This is a genomic window from Bacillus sp. V3-13 (genome assembly GCF_002860165.1).
Lineage (GTDB): Bacteria > Bacillota > Bacilli > Bacillales > Cytobacillaceae > Bacillus_BJ.
Genome location: NZ_PGUZ01000005.1, coordinates 87746 through 107271 on the forward strand (window position 1 = coordinate 87746; position 19526 = coordinate 107271).

Below are 19526 nucleotides of genomic sequence, written 5' to 3' on the forward strand. Positions count from 1 at the left end.
CTCTGAATTTTTCTGGTGTTATTTAACAGACCCCATCATGCCTGCAACGAAATGCTTTTGCATAACGAAGAATATAAGTGCTGCTGGAAGGGTTGCAATGACGATCGCTGTCATAATGACTCCAAAGTCGGGAGCGTAGCTGGATCCAAGGTTGGATATGAGTAACGGAATTGTCTGATTTTCAGGAGACTGTAAAACAACAAGCGGCCATAAGTAACTGTTCCAACTAGCCATGAACGTAATGATTGCTGCTGCCGCATAGGTTGTCTTCATCGTAGGAACATAAATCCTGAAAAAAATACCCAGCTCGGATAAGCCATCGATCCGGCCCGCTTCGAGTATATCCTTCGGGAACATCTTTGTGCTTTGTCTGAAAAAAAAGATCAGAAAAGCGGTTGTAACTGTCGGTAAAATAACGGCTGTAAGTGTATCGATACCAATCATAGGAACCGTTTGTGAAATGGTTCCAAACATCCGAAATAACGGTACCATTAAAGCCGCAAAAGGAATCATCATCGAAAGCAGCAGGAAGTTGAACACTACATCTTTGGTTTTGCTTTTAAAAATTTCAAATCCATAGCCTGCCAGTGATGCGATTAGCATCGCAAGCAGAGTCGTTATAATAGAGATTTTTACCGAATTAATTAATGCAGGTACAAGATCGACTGTATTCAACAGATTGTTAAAGTTTTGCATAAAATGGCTTCCTGGCAACAACCTGCCCTGCGTCACATCGACTGACTTGTTCGTCGAGCTTACAATCATCCATAAAAATGGAAATGTCGAGATGATCGAAGCGATAATTAGGACTGTATAGATGCATACACGTTTAAGGTTAGTCATTTTTATCACCTGCTACTCTGAACTGTATAATTGAGAAGAAGACAATCATAACCACAATGGCATACGAGACTGTCGCGGCATAGCCAAAGTCAGGGGTATATTTAAATGAAAGGTTGTAGATGTACTGGGAAATCGTCATCGTTGCATTGCCCGGTCCACCCTGCGTAATATTCATGACTTCATCAAACAACTGAAGCGTGCCGATAGTTGAAGTTATCGATGTAAACAATATGATCGGCTTCAACATCGGTATTGTAATTTTAAAAAATTGTTGAATGGACGATGCCCCATCAATTTTTGCCGCTTCATAAATAGAGTGATCAATGTTTTGAAGAGCGGATAAATAGAATATCACGTTATAGCCAGTCCATCGCCATGTAATGGCAATAATAATCGTTACTTTTGCCCAAAAAGGATCTGTAAGCCATTGAATCGGCTCTGAAATAAGAGAGAGTTTCATCAGCATGATGTTAATGATGCCATCCTGCCCAAACAAATATTTGAAGATGACCGAATATGCAACAAGCGAGGTCACACATGGTAAAAATATCGCTGTTCGAAAGAAACCCTTCAGCTTCAGTGTTTTATTATTCAACATTACGGATAGAAACAAGGCAAGAATGATCATTATCGGTACTTGAATGATAAGATAAATAACTGTATTTTTTACTGTAGTTAGGAACGTTGGATCATTAAGTAAACGCGCATAATTGTCGAGACCGATAAATTTTAGATTTGTGCCGGTACCTGATTGAAAAGACAAGATTAAGGCCTGAATCATCGGGTAGAAATAAAACAAGCATATCATCACAGCAGCGATTGTAATAAAAGACCATCCAATCACAGTGTTTTTCACTCGAAGGTTACGGTTGAATTTTGCCATTTGCAGACTCTGGTTGGCTTTTGCTGGAATCACATCAAATCAACTCCTTACCTTGGCAATAAATGGAAAGAGCCCTGGAACATCTCGCCTGACACATCAGATAGCTTCGTTAAACCGAATAGGAGAAGCCGGCGAAATCCCAAGGCTTAGATTCTTATAATTTTGTAATAGATGTGGAGGCTTATTAGCTTGCTGTTTTATTTAATTTGTTCTTCCGCTTGCTTTTGAGCGTCTTCTAACACTTTATCCAGATCTTTGCCTTTAAGGTAGTTTTGCATTTCGATAGCTAAAATGTCCTCAACCGCATACGTATGTAAGCCGTAGTTTACTTGAGGAATTTTCTCTGTCCAATTGGCAAAATCAGAGATGATTTTCTGGCCTCCGAAGAATTCGTCTCCAGCCTTATAAGCCTCGCTGTCAGCGGCTGGTTTGTAAGTACCAATTGCACCAACTTCTTTGATGAGTTTCTGGTAGAAATCAACGTTTGAGCCAAAAGTCTTTGCCAGAAACTCCGCAGCTTTTTCTTTACCTGGCACATTAAGAACATACCAAGAGCTTCCACCTAAGTTAGAGGCATTAACTGAATTTGCATTTTCAGAAAGTCTGGGTAGAGCCACAACTGCCCACTTACCCGATTGTGATTCTTCAGCCTTTATAGACGGTGTGATCCAGTTACCGGTAGGAACAGTTGCAACATCGCCACTGTTAAATCCTGCTACAAATTGGCTCCAGTCAGAAACAGGCTTCACTAAATCTGCATCTAAAATCTCTTTGTAAGTTTTAAATGCTTCCATAAGTGCCTCGTTTCCAGCCAAGTTAGGTGAAACACCATCTTCTTTCAAATACCATGAACCGCTTGACTGAATCATCATGCGAAGCAGGCCAAGGTCTTTTGGATCTTGTGTCAGCATTTGTTTTCCTGTTGCTTCCTTTACTTTTTTGCCAATTTCAATGTACTTCTTCCAGTCAATGTCTTTTAAATCATCCACTGTGTAGCCCGCTTTTTCCAAATAATCCGTTCTAACATAAAGTCCAGTTACCCCTGTATCGAATGGAAGTCCATAGTTCTTTCCATCCAAGCTGGTAGGTGCCATTTTATATGGAGCAAAATCCTCTGCGTTAAAAGAATCGGTTAATTCATAGAACATGTCCGGATAAGCCTGAAGGAAACTTTGCGCACGGTAATCCTCAATTAAGACAATGTTCGGTAACCCTTTAATGGTACCTGAGCTTAAGCTGGTATTTAGCTTTTGGACAATGTCAGCTTGAGCGTTTTCAACGATTTTAATGTTGAGGTCTGGATTTTCAGATTTATATGCTTCTTTTGCCAGATTCATTGCTTTAATATTAAAATTGGGATCCCATGCCCATACTGTTATTTCATTTGTGTCTTTTACTTCTCCGGAAGTGTCTTTGCTTTTAGACCCGGAAGAACAAGCAGTCAATAACAGTATGCTTACTAAAAACAATGCCAGTACTTTTTTCATCGATATTCCCCCCAAGTTTGGATAGTGTATTATTGAAAGCGCTATCTTACCTGCAATTATTATGTTAGCACCAGCGGGGGGTTCAGGGTTAGGAAGATATTTCTCTTTTTCTTGTAATATTTTTGTAAAATGAACGCGTTTCCATTTACGGATTTGTACTATTTTTAGATTCTATGACTATTCTTATATCGTATTGATTGGAAGTACGATTCGGACCTTTGTCCCTTCTCCCAGCTCGCTGATGATCTTCACTCCATACTGTTCACCGTAAATGAGCTGAATTCGTTCATGTACATTCCGTACACCGATTCCCGAGAACAGTTGCTGTTTCCGCTTCGTATTAGGGAGCTTGCTGCCTGGCGTGACTTCCATTCCGTCACCATTATCCACAATCTCGCAAATTAGATTTTTTCCTTCCTGCCACACAAGAACATTAATATAACCCTCTGTCTTGCGGTTGAAAGCATGAAAGAATGAATTCTCCATAAAAGGCTGTAGGATCAGTTTTGGTATATGGTGTTCCAGACAATCCGGCGAAACGAAATAGTTCACTTTGATCCGATTACCGTAACGTTTTTGATTAATTAACACGTAATTTTTTAAGTTATCCAATTCCTGCTTAACAGTAATAGTTTCGCTGACATTGCCAATAGTGTTCTGCAGCAAGGAAATCAACGCATTAATAGTTGCTTCCGCTTCTTCTTTTCCGCCCTGCTGAACCATGAATTTGATGGAGGTCAGCGTATTGTATAAGAAATGTGGATTAATTTGTTGCTGCAGTGCAGCCAGTTCCGCATTACGTTTTTGCTTTTGGGTGAGCATTAGTTGCTCTACATACTCATGTAGCTCATCGAGCATAGAGTTAAAGGCTTTCCCGATTTGCCTTGTTTCATATGTACCAGTGACAGAAACATATTGGTGGAAATCGTATTTCGATACGTTGGCAATTTGCTTTACGAGTCTCGATAAAGAATTCGTCAGTCTCCTTGAGGCGAGAAACACAATAATAAGCGCCACAAAGACGATCCCCATAGAAATGAGCACTATCTCTTTCTTATCGATTAAATCTCCGATTGCTATTTGCTTGTCAATGATATTGAACAGGTACATATCGAAAGATGGGAGATATTCCATAAAAATGATCTGGTCCTTGTCCAGGAAATTTTCTATGATGTAATGGTCTGGATTGTCTTTTATTTTTTCAGCGTAATGCAGAAAATCCTCTGACTTTTTCCCGATGAGCTCAGTTCTGTTGCTTGAGACAATGACTCCTAACTTGTTCACTACAAAAACGTCATTGCCTGGGTTTGTATAATTGGTGTAGAACTTTCTGAATTCACTTTCTTGAATAGCGAAATACATGGATCCATAGACTGTTCCGGAGATACGTTCCATTAACGCCCTGGAAGCAACAATGAAGTTTCCATCTCCTATCTCCACGGTTGGATTTGTACGGTGGTCATACTGATACATTAGCTGCTTCGGTTCATTAAGAGTATTGCTGGTAAGTACACTCGTCTTCAACTCTTCATCTGATATTGGCCAGTAAGTGCGATCCGTCGCGTAGCTGATCCCGTTTTTTCCCATGACAAGGATTCCTACCTCATAGGCATCCAAATTTGATTTAATCCGCTTCATCTGTTGGTTCATATTAAAATAAGAACTCATTTTCTCTGCATTGGATTGCTCCTCGGTAAGAATTTTCTTTGTATTGCCGCTTTGCAGAAGGTTGTTTGACGCAATGACGATTGAATAGTTAAACGACTCAAAGCTTTCTTTTACCTGGTTCATTACTTTGGAGTTGGTGATGCTAAACTTTTCAATGAAAAATTGCTCCGACATGCGAATCGTCGTCCACGTGATCGTGAGGGAAACCGTGATAATCATGATAACCGTAATAAGGAACATGATAATAAACAAGTTGTTATGTTTAAAGCGGTCAGGAATAAATCTCATATTTATACCATCTCTATCTCAAGTTTTGTTTTCGTCTGTATTGGCTAGGAGACAATCCCTTTATTTTCTTAAATACCTTGCAGAAATAACTGTGATCAGAATAACCGACCATACCACTGATTTCAGAGATTGATGCTGTACCTTTGATTAGAAGTTTAACCGCCTCTTCAATCCTGACCTTATTCAAATACTCATTGAATCCTTCATTATTATTAGCAGAAAAATAGCTTGAGAGATAGGAAGGATTAAAATGAAAATGCGTCGCCACATCTGTAAGGGTAAGCGGCTCTGCATAATGGTCCATAACATATTCCATTATCTTCTTCATATTCAGATTTCCTGGGTGATTGTGCATAGACAATATGCATTTGTTCGCTTCCTCAATAAAACGGTCCAATATTATGACTGTCTCCCCAGCAGTACGTGCTTCGTCTATGGATTTGAAATAAGAGTACTTGGTATCTTCCAATTCTTTTACATCGTATTCCATATTACTAAGGAGAATGGAAATGTTAAAAATGATGTTGCCAAAAAAAGCTTTATACTCGAAAACATCCATTGTATAACAACTTGATAATGCTTTAACATGGTCCCGTAAATAGCGGAAAGCTGAATCAAAGTGCTTACGTTTAAATTCGTCTGTAAACCAATCCAAATTAAAATTTTTGCATTTGGTCGGCTCTGGCAAGTCCTGTTTCATTAAACAGTGTCTATCGGGAAAATAAAATCGATAGTTCAATAGTTTTAAAAGACTTTCTTCGTAGATGCTGCCTATTTGCGAAAAATCCGCAAACTCCTCGGTCAGAGCGAAACCAATAACAAGCTCCGGCTCCGCAAGATGGTTGGTAAATTTAATTACCTCGGCCATATCGTTCTTTCTTACATTAATAAGGAATACGATGACATTTTGATCGGGGCTAAAGGAATAGTAAGCAACTTGGCTTAATTGCAAATTGAATGCGGTTTCAATTTTCTCCCTTATATTCGATCGAAATTCGCCAGTAATTCTAGAAGGGTGATTCTTTAAGTCAACACCCAATAAACAGTAATGACTATATGGAAACATTTTGGATACTGAATCTGTATCGCAAGTTACCTCATATCCTGAAATCAGCTTATCAATGAGTTGCCCAATAGAAAGATGGCCGTCTATATTCTTATCTATAGGTTGGAACGATGGAATTCTGCTTGCAGCAGTCTTTAACACTTTTAAGAGCTCTTGTGCATCAAGCTTCGGCTTTAATATATAATCAACGACACCACTTTGGAAAGTGGACCTTACAAAGTCGAATTCTCCAAAACTGCTGAGGATGATGATTTCGATATAAGGATATCTTTCCTTGACAATTCTCGTTAATTCTTCCCCATCCATTATGGGCATCACGATATCTGTAATGATGATGTGCGGATTAGTGCACTCAATTAGTTCAAGTGCTTCTTGACCGTTCGAAGCCTCACCAACGACCAAAAAACCTTCTTGCTCCCAATCAATATAGTGCTTAATGCCTTGTCTGATTAATATTTCGTCGTCGACAATGAGTACTCTGCATAGTTCCCCAGATGTCAACAGGATCCCCTCCAGTTGGTGACATGTTTAAAATTGGATATTTATTATTTTCTACACAAGGTTTCGAAATTCCTATTAGTTTGTCGGCAATCCTATGAATATGTGAGCAGATCATTCCAATATTGGGTACCAGTCTTGGAGGGACATTGGAAGAATTTTGTATTCGTTTAAGGGGGATTTTTACGCGAACTTCTTCGTAATCGGCATCCTCTTCGGTTCTCTCCACCGTTACGCCTGTAGCGTCAAAATGCACTCCATCTTCTTCAACTGGTAAATTACATATTTTTCAAAAGCAGCCTTGATATAATCGATGTCGTTGGTAATTTGACAGGCTAAGAAATCAATGTCCTACGTTGGCCTTGCCTTAAACTGTGTAACGGAAAAATCTTCAATTGCAAAACGTCCACAACACGGGCATTTTAGCGCATAGATATTCGATGCCACAATTAATCCGCTCCTTTATTTATTGATCTGGACTGTGAACTAATTATGAAGTTAATGAGTTTTTTTTGAGAGTGCAGACCGAAGTTGAACGTAGGTGAAATTTGCGAGGGAAAGTAAGAAGGTGAAATAGGATTATATTTTGAAAAAGACAGGAAACTATCTCTAGAAGGGTAGAAAATTAAAACTTCGTTAGTGGAAGGATTTGAGGATGGAACTATTTTCAGTTTAAAATAAATCCCCTATTTGTCAATTTATTTTTCTTTATATTTCCACAAATTTTGTACATCGTCATTCAATTATTTCTGTTTAAGAAAATGATTGTTTCCTTTCTTGGCCTTACGAGACGGTTTTTTATTTAGAACAGCTACCTACTTGCAAGGTCTCCGCACCTATGCAAACGGCGGTTGTTGCACAATGTAAACATGAGGTAGTGGCACTGTTCTTTACCACTATAATTGCGTATAATTAACAAAAGAAAAATAAAAAATGATTTGGAGGTAAGATAATGAAAAAGTTAAATGGATATGCAGCGGAAGTTATCAAAGAAATTATCCATGAAGGTGAATCGGTTTTTGAAATCGACGGTAAAAAATATCATTTATCGGTAATTGAAGAATCAGAAACAACAGTAAAAGAAGATGTTGTAATAGATCCTGACTTAACAAGCAAAAAAAGACATAACAGAAGGTAAAGTTTGTTCAACTGATAATGTTTTGGATATGATTCAACAAGGTAAACTATAAAATGAAAATAAAATGGACTAAACAAGCCTTAGAAGGATTTAGTAATATTCAAAGTCAACACTTTACTTCAATAGAAACAAAAGAATACAAAAAAAGTAAGTAGACAAGATATGTCCTGACGAAATATCTTGTCTAATATAGCGTATTTTCCCATTTTTTCTCCGATGATCCTATAGAAAAAATTCCGACTCGTCTAAAACCGGAAACCTCTTACTTTGTTAGGTGCACCTAAGTTTCTCCTAATTACAGCAAAGAACAAATCCTTCTCTTCTACTCTTAAACATTCACGCATGTCGCGTAAGCAGGGTCAGGCCCCGTTTTGAATGTCGGCTATCAGCTGTTCAATAAGTCCTTCCTGGTAGGCGGCACAGCCGTTTTCGATCATTAAGTCTGCGGTTTTTTTTAATTCAGGATCTTCGATGCTCTTCAACTGGTTTGTCCTGTCTTCAACCCTTTCTTCTGATATCGCCATTTCATAGGAGTCAGGATCCATTCTCCAGATCTTGACATTTTCAGGATAACGATTTTTCAGCCGCTGTGCCATCAGCAGTCCTTCCGGGTCAATGTCGCCGGCGTAATGGATAGTGCAGCCTGACTCGACAAGGCGGTCAAAGAAAATCCAGCTTGCGGCTTTGAATTGGCCATGGGTGCAGGCGATCGGCTGGTCAGCCACTTCATCCATGATGGCGGAACAGACCCCGGAGTTCTCAAGCACCCACACTGTTTTCCCGATGGATGGCATGATTCTTTCAAGGCCAACCAGTTCCCGGATCGGGACATTCATGACAGTCCCCCATTCCGCGGCCACCTTCCATACTGGATGCTCCTGCCCGTTTTGGTGCGCCGTAAAGCCTCTGCAGGTTACAAAGCTCCATAAATCATCACGGAGAAGCCCGTAATTCAACAGCAATTCATTGATTTGCTCTGTTTGCGTCCATTGAAAAGCTTTCTGCCCGGCTTCCTCCATCTGGTTTGATGCAAGAAGATGGAGCAGCAATTTCCCCACTGGCTTATTGCGATCAAATGCATGCGGATTTCCGGTCACTCGCTGGGAAAATAACGGGAGACGCTCAAACTGCCCTTCATCCGGCAGCAGGCTGTAAGCTCTGGCAACTGTGTGGAATAATTGGGACAACTCCTCTTTGTCCTGTCTGTACAAAGCCTGGATAAACCTGGTATCAGGCTGTTTTTGAAGGATTTTTTGAAACCACCATTCCAAATGAGGATGCTCGTTGATCATGCGGTCATAGTAATCCCTTTCCTGATCAGCCAGCCTTGACTTTTCCTCGGCTTTTGAGATCAGTGGCTTATGAAAATAAAGTTCAAGCAGTTCCTTTAAGCTCAGTCCTTCAAGGTTTGTTTTCTCCAGATGCTCCTCAAACGCTTTAAGGGAAACTGTCCCCTTTGCCCTCAGGTGATCTGGTGATTGAGCAAGAAAGCCGGCAATCGATTCCACTTCCAGCTCTGAAAAATCAGCAATCTTTACCGATCCGCCTATCCGGCCGACAGACCGATATTTTTCCCTGAACAGCACAAAGAGCTTATGAAAGCCAGGCTCTTTACGCAACAGTTCAAGTCTTTTATCCATCAATGGTCTCCTCCCGCAAAAGGCAGCCCATTTTTCAAGTGATTTGAGCTGCCCTGCAATGCGATTAATTAATTGGAAGCCCGGTGTCAATCCTGCGGCATAGGAAAAATGCCCCCTCAATTGAACCGCCAGCTTTTTATAACGGATTAGCAGTTGAACAACGGCAATCCTAACTTTTTTTGTCACTCCTGTAACACTGGTTCCCCGACTTCCAAATGTTTCGTCTGCCCATCCCACCTGTAGCGGATGACCGTTACAAAGTCAGCATTTTTCGGCCGGACAAGCTCACAGATGGACAGCCCTGAAACGGTATCATAATCTCCCCATAGTGCCTGGGAATTCATGATGTAATTGAACCCGAGTTCTTCGACGACCTGGAACATGTCCCGGATATTGTTTTCATCGACACCGGCAAAAGCCTCATCGAGTGAAATGATGTATGGTGCTGTTGGTGCCGCTTCCTGATAACGCGAGTAGGCCGCTGTAAATAATGGGATATACATCGCCATCGCTTTTTCGCCGCCGCTGAATTTATAGAACGCATTGTTGGTGAGTTCCCGCTTTGGTTCACCTTCACGCCGGTAGGATAAAATGAACGAGAACCACTTCCGGTAGTCGAGCACTTCCTTCAACACCTGGTGCAGCGTGTTTCCTTCGTTGCGGAGCTCAATCAGTTCCTTGGCCTTGCTGATCTTCGATTGGAAATGCCGGGTGATTTTGTTCAAATCTTCCTCTTTTAAAAACTTGCTGTTCATTTGCAGCAGTTCGACAAGTTCCTTTGTATCGAGCTCCTCCTCGGTTTCAGCTGTCTTCGGCTTCCAGGCAATTGAGAATGTGAGCCCCGACGAACTATTCCGGCTCTCCATCAGCCTGTCCATCTGCTTGATCCATTTTTCAGCCCGTTGGATCCGGCTGCGCAGGATGGCTCCAACCGATTTCAAAATAATATCCTCATAAAGCTGGCGGTCCTGTTCATCGAGCCATTGCTGCTGGGTTTCAAGCTCCTGTTCGAGGGAATCAAAAACGTAGTATGGGCTCACCTTCTGGCCCTGGTATTCCATCAGGACGATTTTCCGCCGGTTCACCTGCAGCCACTGTTGGACCTGCAGCTGCTCGTTTGCGTTCAGGTCATCGTAATTGAGTGATTCCGGCAGCTCAAATGGCTGGTCATATTCTGTCAGCCTGTATTCCATCAGGTTCGGCTGCTCATTGTAATAGGCCTTTGTCAGCTGTTCATTCATTTTGGCGCGGTCATATTTTTTCAGGTCTGACTGAAATTGCGAGAAGATTGCATCTGGCGATGGATCATCGACAGCCAGGAATTTTCTTGAGAGTTCGGAATCCAGGGCATGCTTCCAGCTTTCGTATAAACCAGCCCAAAATGATGTTTCACGCTTCAAAACCTCCAGCTCAGCTTTGTGCTGCTTGATGTTTTCCTGTCTGGCTGGCAGCCTGCCTTTCACCAAATCAAGGCTTAAGTCAATTTCCGTTAAATCTCGCTGTACCTGCTGGATCCGCTGCTGAATTTCGTCAATTCCCTGCAGCTTCAGCTGATTCTGGACAGCCTCCATATCAGCCTTGGCTTTTTTGATATTCCCCTCCAGCTCATTTCGCTCGCCGGCTGCCTCCAGGATTTCCCCTTCTAATTCCGCAATCCGCTGTTCCACCAGCTGCTGGTCTTTACGATAGTTCGCCATGCGGATGTTCATGATTTTCAGCTCATTTAAATATGACAAATAACTCTTCATAAAATGCAGGGCGTCAGTGTATGACTCAAGATCCAGTTTCAATTCAACTTGTTTTGATTTATCCTGGATCTTCTGTTTGAGTTCCTGGTATTGGCGCGCAGCCTCCTTGTATTGCGCATCAACCCGGGCAAACGAATTTTGCCTCGCTTCGATGTCATTCCGGTATTTTTGCAACTGATGATAAATTTCCCGCAAATCCTGGTCAACAGGGAAGGTATCTTTTAGCTGTTTTGCATCCTCATACAGGCTCCCGAGCTCGTCAGCCTGTTTCTGGAGCTCGTTGATTTCCTTCGTTACCGCTTCTATCTTTGCCTCAAATTCCGCGATTTTTTCCTTCTGGAATCTTTTCCTTGATGAACGCCCAATGAAACGGGGTGTGCCTTCCTTTGGCGCATGCCCAAACAGGTCGCCTATCCGGTAAAATCCGTTTTCATCGATGCTGATTGTCCCAGCTGTATCTATAGACGGTTCATCGCCAATTAAAATCGTCCGCAGGACATTATCGATCAGTTGTTTTGAAACCGGGTGGCCATTTTCGAGATCCGGCTTCAAGTAATCGGCGAGCGTGTGCCCGAACATCGAAGGGTTCGGACGGATATACCGGTCGTCCTGCACTTCTCCCGGATCTTCTATAATGATGCTGTCCAAAATGCCAGACTGCTTTATCGCTGCTTCAATCCGTTCCTTCTGGTCATCAGGAACATGGTCCTGAAAATCAACCGCTGCATAAAAGGGGACAAACGCTTTTCCTTTCTCTGTCAATTGTGCACGGAACACAGATGTTGCTTCAGCGCGGTCCGGCTCTGGATCGTTCATATTTTTCCAGCGGTTGCGTTCTTCTTCATAACCACCCTTCTCCTGATCTTTTAAATCAAGTGAATGATTTATCCGGGCGATTTCCTGGACCAGTTTTTGCTGGTAGGCGTGGATGGCATCTATGACCGGCGCTTTCACATCGTCATAGCTGGCATCGTCATACAGAAAGTGGATGTTGCGGGAAAGATCCTGTTTCGCCTGGCCGGTGATTTCCAGTTCCGGGTGCTGATCGATCCACTGATAAACCAGGTCCTCCAATTGTTGTTTATCATTTTCAAACAGTTTTTCGAGATCGGCCTGCTCGTTGCGGAGGCTGTCGATCTGCTGCCTTAATTCGGAAGCTTCGCGGTACTTCGATTCCATCTCAACCTTATAACGTTCCTGGTAAAGAAAATCACTCTTGATCTCATCAAGTAAATTTGCATGGGCAGACGCTTCCTTTTCCCACACCGTAAAATCAAAAGGTTTACCGCCATGGCGATGAAGGTCTTCTACGTTCACAGGATGCTGGGAAAAAGCGGCTTCGCGCGCATCCAGCTCCATATCATCAAGTATCTCTGCTTCCTCTTTATCAAGCTGGAAAATCGCCAGGCTGATTTCATCCAGCTTGGCGCGCTGGGTGAGCTCCTGCGACTTTTTTGCGTCAAGCTGGTTGTGTTTCTTCTGAAAATCCCTTTGAAGGCCAGCGATGGCCCCTTCAAGCCTGGCCAGTTCCTTCTGCAGCCCCCATACTTCATGCTTGCTTAGCCGCTCCCGTTCACCTTCCGCAACCTCCTTACGCCGTTTTAAATCTTCCTGATCGCTTTGCAGCTGGGCGATTTCTTTGCTGAGCTTCTGGATCAGCTCCTCGGTTTCATCTTTCTTTTTGGCTGTGGTCTGGTAGCTTGTTTCTGTTTTTAATAAGTAGTCAGCCTTTTCAGCAAGAATATAGCGGTTATATTGGTCATAGACATCGACCAGTTTTTTGGCTGCCCGGTGCTCCCGTTCCAGCTGTTCGAGCTGCTGCCTGGCCTGGTCCATATTTTCAATCGTATCGGATAAATGCCTTAAATCATCGTCGCCCAACGGAGGAAGCGCGGATTCAAGGATTTCATAGATGACAGTAGGGCGGAAGTCTTTGGACAGCTTTGGGCTGCGGAGCTGGATGAGCAACTTGATCAGTTCGTCATAGGCCTCAACTGTCTGGAAACCAAAAATATATTTATTTACCAGGTTCATATATTCACGCTGGCTGCGCACAACCTGGCCGCCGTCCCCGATCCGGTTTTCCAATTCCTTCGCGGATAGCGGAATTTTTTCCGAATGATGGTTCTGATACAGCTGGAACCCCTCTCCGATCCGCCGGTTATCCGTAATGACAAAACCCCAGAACTTCATGTCCTTATGTCGTTTTGCCTGCAGGCCGATTCCAGTGGTGATATACTGGCTGCTGTTCTCTTTTTTATACTCTAAAAATAGATAGCCTGTCCGTTCCTCGCGGTTGACAACCTCTTTTTCACCAAGCAAGTAATCTTCCATTCTCCTGGCTTTTGAACCGAACGGGTCGAGCCGGTCAGGCGATTTTTTGCCATCCAAAAGGACAGGGAGGAAGCTTTGCATCGTTACTGATTTTCCCGAACCGTTGCTGCCACGGAGAAGGAGCTTTCCATCGGAGAAATCAAAGACTTCTTCATCGTAATACCAGAAATTCAACAGTCCGGCCCGGTTCATTTTCCATTTATTCATTCCATCCATCTTCATCTTCCTCTTTCATAAAATCTTTTGGATAGGTTCCTGACAATAGTCCAAGCAACGGTTTCAGAAGGATCATCCCGGTTTCCGGATTGACTTCGGCCATCAGCCATGCCTCCATCATATTCAGCAAATCGCGGCGGATCGTTGTTGTGGACGCTTCACGATAAGCTTTGGACCAGCCTGCACTGAATTTGTCATACAGTTCATCAATCAATTGGTCGAATTCGCCCTCTGTCAGCAAAATCTCTCCCCGTTCATTCGGGGTGAACTGGTCTTTCTTCATATGAATCACAGTTGATAATTGAAGGATCAGGTCGCTTGATGCCTTTTGATCCGGAAAAATGGTTTGATACGATTTTGGCTCGGATACCGTCAGCATGGCGACGTTTTTATAGAGAGAAAATTGAAACGGAGTATGTTTTTCAATATCATCCGTGATCCTGTTCCTGAAATTCCGCAGGTAAAGAAAGTCAGGATCGTTCTGCTGCTTCCGGTAAATGGCTGGCGACATGAATAATTGCCGGTACACCCTTTTCCGCCGCTCATCGTCGCCTTGCAGCTTCCACTCTTCGTTTAAAATATCTTCCCAATCGGTATAGTTGAACAGATCCTCGGGATAGGACCGCATAAAATAGCGGCTGTAAGTGGTCACTTCATACAGCGCTTCCTGGTCCTGGTCGTTGTCAAATTTATTGACGTCCCCATCAATCGTCCTCATCAGCTGAAAATCGGTCAGTTTTTGCACTGCCCTAATCAATGATTTCCGGTGTGTATAGATCGTCCAGTCAAGCGGAATATCCCCTGGATATTCGGCACGGATACTATCACAAAACTCGGACAGCAAAAATTGCTCGTCAATCGCTTTTCCTTCCAAAAAAGAAAGAGCACAGCAAAAAATCGCATAATCCATTGGCTCCTGGAACTGCTGGATGCCCATCCAGGATTCCGGCTGGACCGGGATTTTTTCCAGTTTTGCAAAATGCCTGTGCATGATCAGCCTGAGGCCGAATTTTTCATCAATATAACGGCGCAGTACCTTCTCCCGTTCACGGACCATCTGGTACCAATCCGGATGGTCAGCACGCAGGATCCAGTAATGGTCGAACAGGAGCTGCATTGCCCGCTGTGCTTTGTCATCAAATAAGTTTTCTTCCATTTTTCCTGCTCACTCCCAGCAAACCTTTTTGATACCTCATTCCCCACTAAAAATCAATTCGGCATCGGGCATTTCCAGAGCTCCATCTTCTGCCTGTAGTATGACCCGTTTTTCGTTGTTAAGAGCCACTTCTACAGTCATTCCAAAGTCTGTTTTCACTTTTTGATCCTTGCCCGCCATCGACTTTCCAATCCATGTCAATAGCATTTTTCGTACAAATGGCTCAATAGTTGGTAGCTCCGAGATTTGAATTCTGTTATCGTGCATATATTTTTCGATAAGCTGTTTTTCTGCGGCAAGCTGCTGCAAATACTGTTTTCTCATCGCTTCTTTTTGAGCCTGGTTGCCGATGACCGCTCCTGGCTTTGTTTTTTCACGGTAGCGGTTTGTCCTCGGTTTGACCATGATTTCGAGTGGCTTCTCATCCCAGACGTCAGAATAGATATCCTCTGTCGGCGCCCCTTCATGAAATAGATGCCGGGTTTCAAGTGCCCCGAACACGACTGCGGAAAGCCTGTGCGCCTCGTTTAAGTCTTGTAAATCAGAAAACCACTTTGCCAGGTGCAAATAGTCCTTCCGGCGGCTCCGGAAATTCTGATGGCGTTCACCAATCCGCTGCACATAGCGGGTAATTCGCCTGATCATTTCATTTGTTTGTATCTGGAGCATCTCAAGTTCACTTTGATGGTTGGGGCTTCCAAGGAACCAGTGGCATACTGACTGCCATAATTGTTTTTGGTCCTCAAGCATAGCTTCTTTTGAAAGCCCTGCATCCTCCAGGCGTGGAATTGAAAGTTTATGGCGAATAATTGCCTCATAGACTGGCTGCATTATTTCATGGTTGAGTTCTGTAAGGCGATGCTGGATCTGCATCGATGTTTTTTGCAAAGAAACGATAAAATCGCGCAGATAGGCTGTGAATTGATTTTTATAGACCAGGAACGCCTCAGTCTGCATCTGCTCTTCCGTTTTTTCACTGTTGATGTACGCGATGTAGTCCGCGGTACTCCTCCGGATGTTCCGAAAATAACCAAACAGGTCCTCCCATACCTGGGCGATCTCCTCAGGATTTTCATTGTTTATATTGGTGGATATTGACTCAAGTTTTGCAATTGCCTGCAGGAGACGGTCAAATTGAGTACGCTCCAAAGACCCCTGGAAGCTGTCGCCGATTTTTTCCAGAGTCTGAAGCATTCTTTCAATTTCAACGGTATACGGTGTGCACTGATACCGGAACCGCTTTTTCTTATACTCTTCCACAGTCTTCGCGTTGCCCATATCCTGCCTGGCAATCAGGTTATTCCATTTGACCAGCTGGGCGAGATCCATATGGAGCTGTTCTTCTGTATATGTATGAAATTCAGGTATGTCTGTCAGATAGGCATAGATTTCTTCCGGAGTGATATAATCTCTCATTCTCTCGTGTTGGATGAAAAAGAATCTGAGGATCGTCCGGTAGCTCCACGCCTTTTCCGCCGTCAAATAACTGGCTTCTACAACTTTTTTCATCGTATTATCGTTCATTGCTTCACCACTTTTTATTCTTTATGTGTAAGCTTCTGCAGGTTAACTTAGCGAACTCACGCACCAATTGTTGTTGTATTTATTAATTATACCGAAATTCGATAAAGTTTAGGAGGAAAATTATTGGAAAGTCATATACTCTGATGTAGACTAGCGGTGGCATACTTTTTAAAACAAAATGCCATTGACTCAGTTGAAATCAACGGCATAAAAGTTTCTATAATTCTATGACACTAGTTAAGGGTTTGTGGCCTCTTGTTTAGCACTATACACATAACGAGCCCAATCTTTACGGTATCCCGGGGTCAGTGATTGATAGAACTCAAGTAAATCTGGAGTATCTTGCAGATCTTTTTCCACTTGTGGAATCAATGACAGGATGAGGATTGACATTGTTTCTTCTCTTTTCATTCCAATCTCGACGGACGTTATAGCGTATAATGCGATAGATAAAATTAACGTTAAAATTGAGTAGTACCTTTCATGTTGGAAAAAGTTCTGCACTAATTTTTTAATGGTTCCAAACGTTATCATAAACAGTGATGGAACAATATCAACTCCGAGTACACCTCAACTTCAAGATATTGAAATTGCCGGTTTTGATTCAAGTGTATAACATAAGAGAGTGAAATTTTTTTCACTTATGTCTTGTCTTTATTGTAACCCTATCAAGAATTCAGCGGCAGGAATCCTTTGTTACTTATAATGTGTACCATCACCTTCAACTAATAATTCAGACGTTTCTGCATCAATCATAATAAATTTGTATTGTAAGTCATCTTTTGTTTCAATTACAGAACAATACAGATAAACTTGTCGATTAGGGCTTACTTGGCTATGCTTATGAGCAAATAAATTATGAAAAATTTTGTAATCAATTTTATCGCTTGATTCATTCTTCAAAACTTTTTCTAAATTCTTGTATAATAATTTTTTTCTTAAACTGAATGTAGCTTTTTTGAACTCGTGGTAATCATGTAATTTTTCTTTCTTGTAGTATTCCTCTGCTGAAAGAAACACTTTATGTTCATTTTCTGGGTATTTTAACAATTGAACTTCTGCATTGGCACGAAATGGTGACAAGGTAAATATTACTAAAAATATTAAAGAAAGCTTTTTCATACTTATTCCTCCGAAATTATTGTTAATAAAAAACTGAAAGCGGAAAGAAAACAAAAAAATACCTTTAGGAGCTACTGTATCTCCTATAAGGTATCTTTAACAAAGAAATGAAACTTATTCATATAATGTTATTTTATTTGTTGTCATAATGTCTTTTGAAGGATTCCCAGTAACAGTTCCGGGTGATCCCACTATTACCACTATTAGGTTGTGTTCTTTTGCTTTTTCTAGTTTTAGGTTTAACTCTATTAATGCGTCTCCGATTTTCTTCACCATAAACAAATTATTTTTTAAAGATATTTGGTTATTATTATCTAATATAATAATTGAGTAAAGCCCATTAGGAATGTTATTGAAAAAGTTTAAATTTAGCTTTAAATCGGTTCCCTTAATTTTCAGCAGAGTTACTGCATTTTCAGAATTTAAGCTACTTCCGATTTGTGTTAAGTACGTTAAACCGCTTGTTTCGTCTGTTTCTTCATTTTCTACTATTGTATATGAGGACTATTAGATTTTATATTATTTTTATCCCCTACTATAACAGAGTATCTTTTAGCAAAATGACTAAAATCTACATACCCAGGCTTTTCAAGACCAGTGTCAGGATTTATTACTATTAATGCAATCAATTCATGTTTACCTTTACTTAAGTATGGTATCTTAAAGTTTTAAGAGTATCACTTTCATGTAAATCATAATCTAAGAAGTTTTGATTCTTATTATTAGCTACTATTTGAGTTAATTTGTTATCTACAAAGATAAATATCCTGAATTTCGTTCTAGTGCTAAAATAGTTTCCAACTTCTATGTTTGCTTTATATACTTCCTGTTCGTCTAGATAATGTGTTTGCTTCGTTGTAAAATAATTCTCTAGGTTATAGTTGAAAGCAAAGCCACCTTCACTATTTTTAGCTTCTGTTTCTTCCATTTTAGAATAATCAATAATTGTCTCTTTATTGGTACTAACATCACTACTACTATTCACTTTATTTGTGGGTAAACACGAGGTTAAAATAAATAGTAATGCGATTAAGATTGCATATTTTATGAATTTTTTCATTTAAAAGTTCTTGTCCATTCAGAATGCCAGTATATAGAATGATTATTGTTCCAGCCACTAACTACCTCATGAGTAGAGCGCAATGTGTAAGTACCTGTTCTCACTATAGCATTTCTATTCCAAAGCTGTACGACCGAACGGTCTACACCATGCCAACGAACACTATCGCTGGCTACACCTACTCCATTTCTAGTCAATGTGCCTCTAGTCGCATTCAGTTGAGGAGTGTACATTGTGGTTCTATCACAATTAGTTGTAGAGGTTCCCATAATTCCATATGTAGAGTTGTTCGTTATATTAGAGGTTCCGTAACACACATAATAAGGCATTTCTCTTCTTTCTGCATTAGATATAGCATATGATTCAGTAGAAGAACTTATTAAGAATCCTAGTGTTAATACTGCAACGATGAAGAAACGAACTTTCCATAATTTTATAACAAACTTCCCCCTTTTTAAATGAATTCATAAAAGTAATTCTACATAAACTGTTAAATACCTTCCATTTATTAAAAAATATTTAAATTTTCAGTTTACTATTAGGAGATGACTGGTACTACTTTTTATTAATGAACTCAACTTTCGCACCTTCAATTACACTTTAAAACCTTGAAGTTACTGGGGAATTTTGCATAAAAGAAAACAAAAACACCCTTTCCTTTGGTAAAATGAAGTTACCACACCAAACTCTACCAAGGAAGGATGTTTTTCATGTCTATCATATCAAATTCCTCGGATTCCGAACAGTTGACATCAAAAGTTGATCGTTTTTTCTAGGAACAGCGTATTGGGACGCTATTAAAGCAGTCGAATTTCTTTAAGGAATGCGGTTTCACCTGTGTATCCGTAATCTATC

The 19526-nt window shown here is 41.2% G+C and carries 12 protein-coding genes and 1 pseudogene; 1 reads left to right on the forward strand and 12 read right to left on the reverse strand.

What is annotated here, in order from left to right; all coding sequences use genetic code 11:
* Positions 1–18 precede the first annotated feature (18 nt).
* The 5 genes from CU633_RS02460 to CU633_RS02480 form a co-directional block, all read right to left on the reverse strand.
* Positions 19–843 (reverse strand): carbohydrate ABC transporter permease, encoded by an 825-nt coding sequence (locus CU633_RS02460; RefSeq protein WP_101658143.1) that lies wholly within the window; start codon positions 841–843, stop codon positions 19–21.
* Positions 836–1726 carry a carbohydrate ABC transporter permease gene (locus CU633_RS02465; protein ID WP_101658171.1) on the reverse strand — a complete coding sequence of 297 codons (891 nt, stop codon included), beginning with the start codon at positions 1724–1726 and terminating at the stop codon, positions 836–838. The genes CU633_RS02460 and CU633_RS02465 overlap by 8 nt, the downstream gene beginning before the upstream one ends.
* Positions 1727–1923: 197 nt before the next feature.
* Positions 1924–3213 carry an ABC transporter substrate-binding protein gene (locus CU633_RS02470; protein WP_101658144.1) on the reverse strand — a complete coding sequence of 430 codons (1290 nt, stop codon included), beginning with the start codon at positions 3211–3213 and terminating at the stop codon, positions 1924–1926.
* A gap of 183 nt (positions 3214–3396) precedes the next feature.
* A complete protein-coding gene (locus CU633_RS02475) occupies positions 3397–5169 on the reverse strand; it encodes a cache domain-containing sensor histidine kinase (RefSeq protein WP_101658145.1) in 1773 nt (590 codons plus the stop codon).
* Positions 5170–5182: 13 nt separating this feature from the next.
* A complete protein-coding gene (locus tag CU633_RS02480) occupies positions 5183–6736 on the reverse strand; it encodes a response regulator transcription factor (RefSeq protein WP_101658146.1) in 1554 nt (517 codons plus the stop codon).
* A 949-nt stretch (positions 6737–7685) separates the two neighbouring features.
* Between CU633_RS02480 and CU633_RS02490 the strand changes: the two genes are divergently transcribed.
* On the forward strand, positions 7686–7871 hold the full coding sequence (locus CU633_RS02490) for a hypothetical protein (protein WP_101658147.1): 186 nt from the start codon (positions 7686–7688) through the stop codon (positions 7869–7871).
* A gap of 359 nt (positions 7872–8230) precedes the next feature.
* Here the strand turns inward: CU633_RS02490 and CU633_RS02495 are convergent, their stop codons facing one another.
* From CU633_RS02495 to CU633_RS02525, 7 genes and pseudogenes are all read right to left on the reverse strand, one after another.
* Positions 8231–9697: a TIGR02679 family protein gene (locus CU633_RS02495; protein ID WP_101658148.1), complete on the reverse strand. Its 1467-nt coding sequence runs from the start codon at positions 9695–9697 to the stop codon at positions 8231–8233.
* On the reverse strand, positions 9694–13809 hold the full coding sequence (locus tag CU633_RS02500) for a TIGR02680 family protein (protein ID WP_180954829.1): 4116 nt from the start codon (positions 13807–13809) through the stop codon (positions 9694–9696). The genes CU633_RS02495 and CU633_RS02500 overlap by 4 nt, the downstream gene beginning before the upstream one ends.
* Positions 13793–14965 (reverse strand): TIGR02678 family protein, encoded by a 1173-nt coding sequence (locus CU633_RS02505; protein ID WP_101658150.1) that lies wholly within the window; start codon positions 14963–14965, stop codon positions 13793–13795. The genes CU633_RS02500 and CU633_RS02505 overlap by 17 nt, the downstream gene beginning before the upstream one ends.
* A 36-nt stretch (positions 14966–15001) precedes the next feature.
* Positions 15002–16489, reverse strand: a complete 1488-nt coding sequence (locus CU633_RS02510) for a TIGR02677 family protein (RefSeq protein ID WP_101658151.1) — start codon at positions 16487–16489, stop codon at positions 15002–15004.
* Between the two features lie 246 nt (positions 16490–16735).
* A pseudogene (locus CU633_RS02515) lies at positions 16736–16849 on the reverse strand (YdeI/OmpD-associated family protein); the annotation flags it as partial.
* 336 nt (positions 16850–17185) lie between these two features.
* Positions 17186–17611 carry a hypothetical protein gene (locus tag CU633_RS02520; RefSeq protein ID WP_101658152.1) on the reverse strand — a complete coding sequence of 142 codons (426 nt, stop codon included), beginning with the start codon at positions 17609–17611 and terminating at the stop codon, positions 17186–17188.
* A gap of 646 nt (positions 17612–18257) precedes the next feature.
* Entirely contained in the window at positions 18258–18671 is a 414-nt protein-coding gene (locus tag CU633_RS02525) for a hypothetical protein (RefSeq protein ID WP_101658153.1), read from the reverse strand.
* Positions 18672–19526 lie beyond the last annotated feature (855 nt).

What these genes read in the sequence shown, in the direction of transcription:
- CU633_RS02460 (WP_101658143.1), bottom strand. Translation starts at nt 843, where the DNA reads ATGACTAACCTTAAACGTGTATGCATCTATACAGTCCTAATTATCGCT.
- CU633_RS02465 (WP_101658171.1), bottom strand. Translation starts at nt 1,726, where the DNA reads ATGGCAAAATTCAACCGTAACCTTCGAGTGAAAAACACTGTGATTGGA.
- CU633_RS02470 (WP_101658144.1), bottom strand. Translation starts at nt 3,213, where the DNA reads ATGAAAAAAGTACTGGCATTGTTTTTAGTAAGCATACTGTTATTGACT.
- CU633_RS02475 (WP_101658145.1), bottom strand. Translation starts at nt 5,169, where the DNA reads ATGAGATTTATTCCTGACCGCTTTAAACATAACAACTTGTTTATTATC.
- CU633_RS02490 (WP_101658147.1), top strand. Translation starts at nt 7,686, where the DNA reads ATGAAAAAGTTAAATGGATATGCAGCGGAAGTTATCAAAGAAATTATC.
- CU633_RS02500 (WP_180954829.1), bottom strand. Translation starts at nt 13,809, where the DNA reads ATGGATGGAATGAATAAATGGAAAATGAACCGGGCCGGACTGTTGAAT.
- CU633_RS02505 (WP_101658150.1), bottom strand. Translation starts at nt 14,965, where the DNA reads ATGGAAGAAAACTTATTTGATGACAAAGCACAGCGGGCAATGCAGCTC.
- CU633_RS02510 (WP_101658151.1), bottom strand. Translation starts at nt 16,489, where the DNA reads ATGAACGATAATACGATGAAAAAAGTTGTAGAAGCCAGTTATTTGACG.
- CU633_RS02520 (WP_101658152.1), bottom strand. Translation starts at nt 17,611, where the DNA reads ATGAAAAAGCTTTCTTTAATATTTTTAGTAATATTTACCTTGTCACCA.
- CU633_RS02525 (WP_101658153.1), bottom strand. Translation starts at nt 18,671, where the DNA reads ATGAAAAAATTCATAAAATATGCAATCTTAATCGCATTACTATTTATT.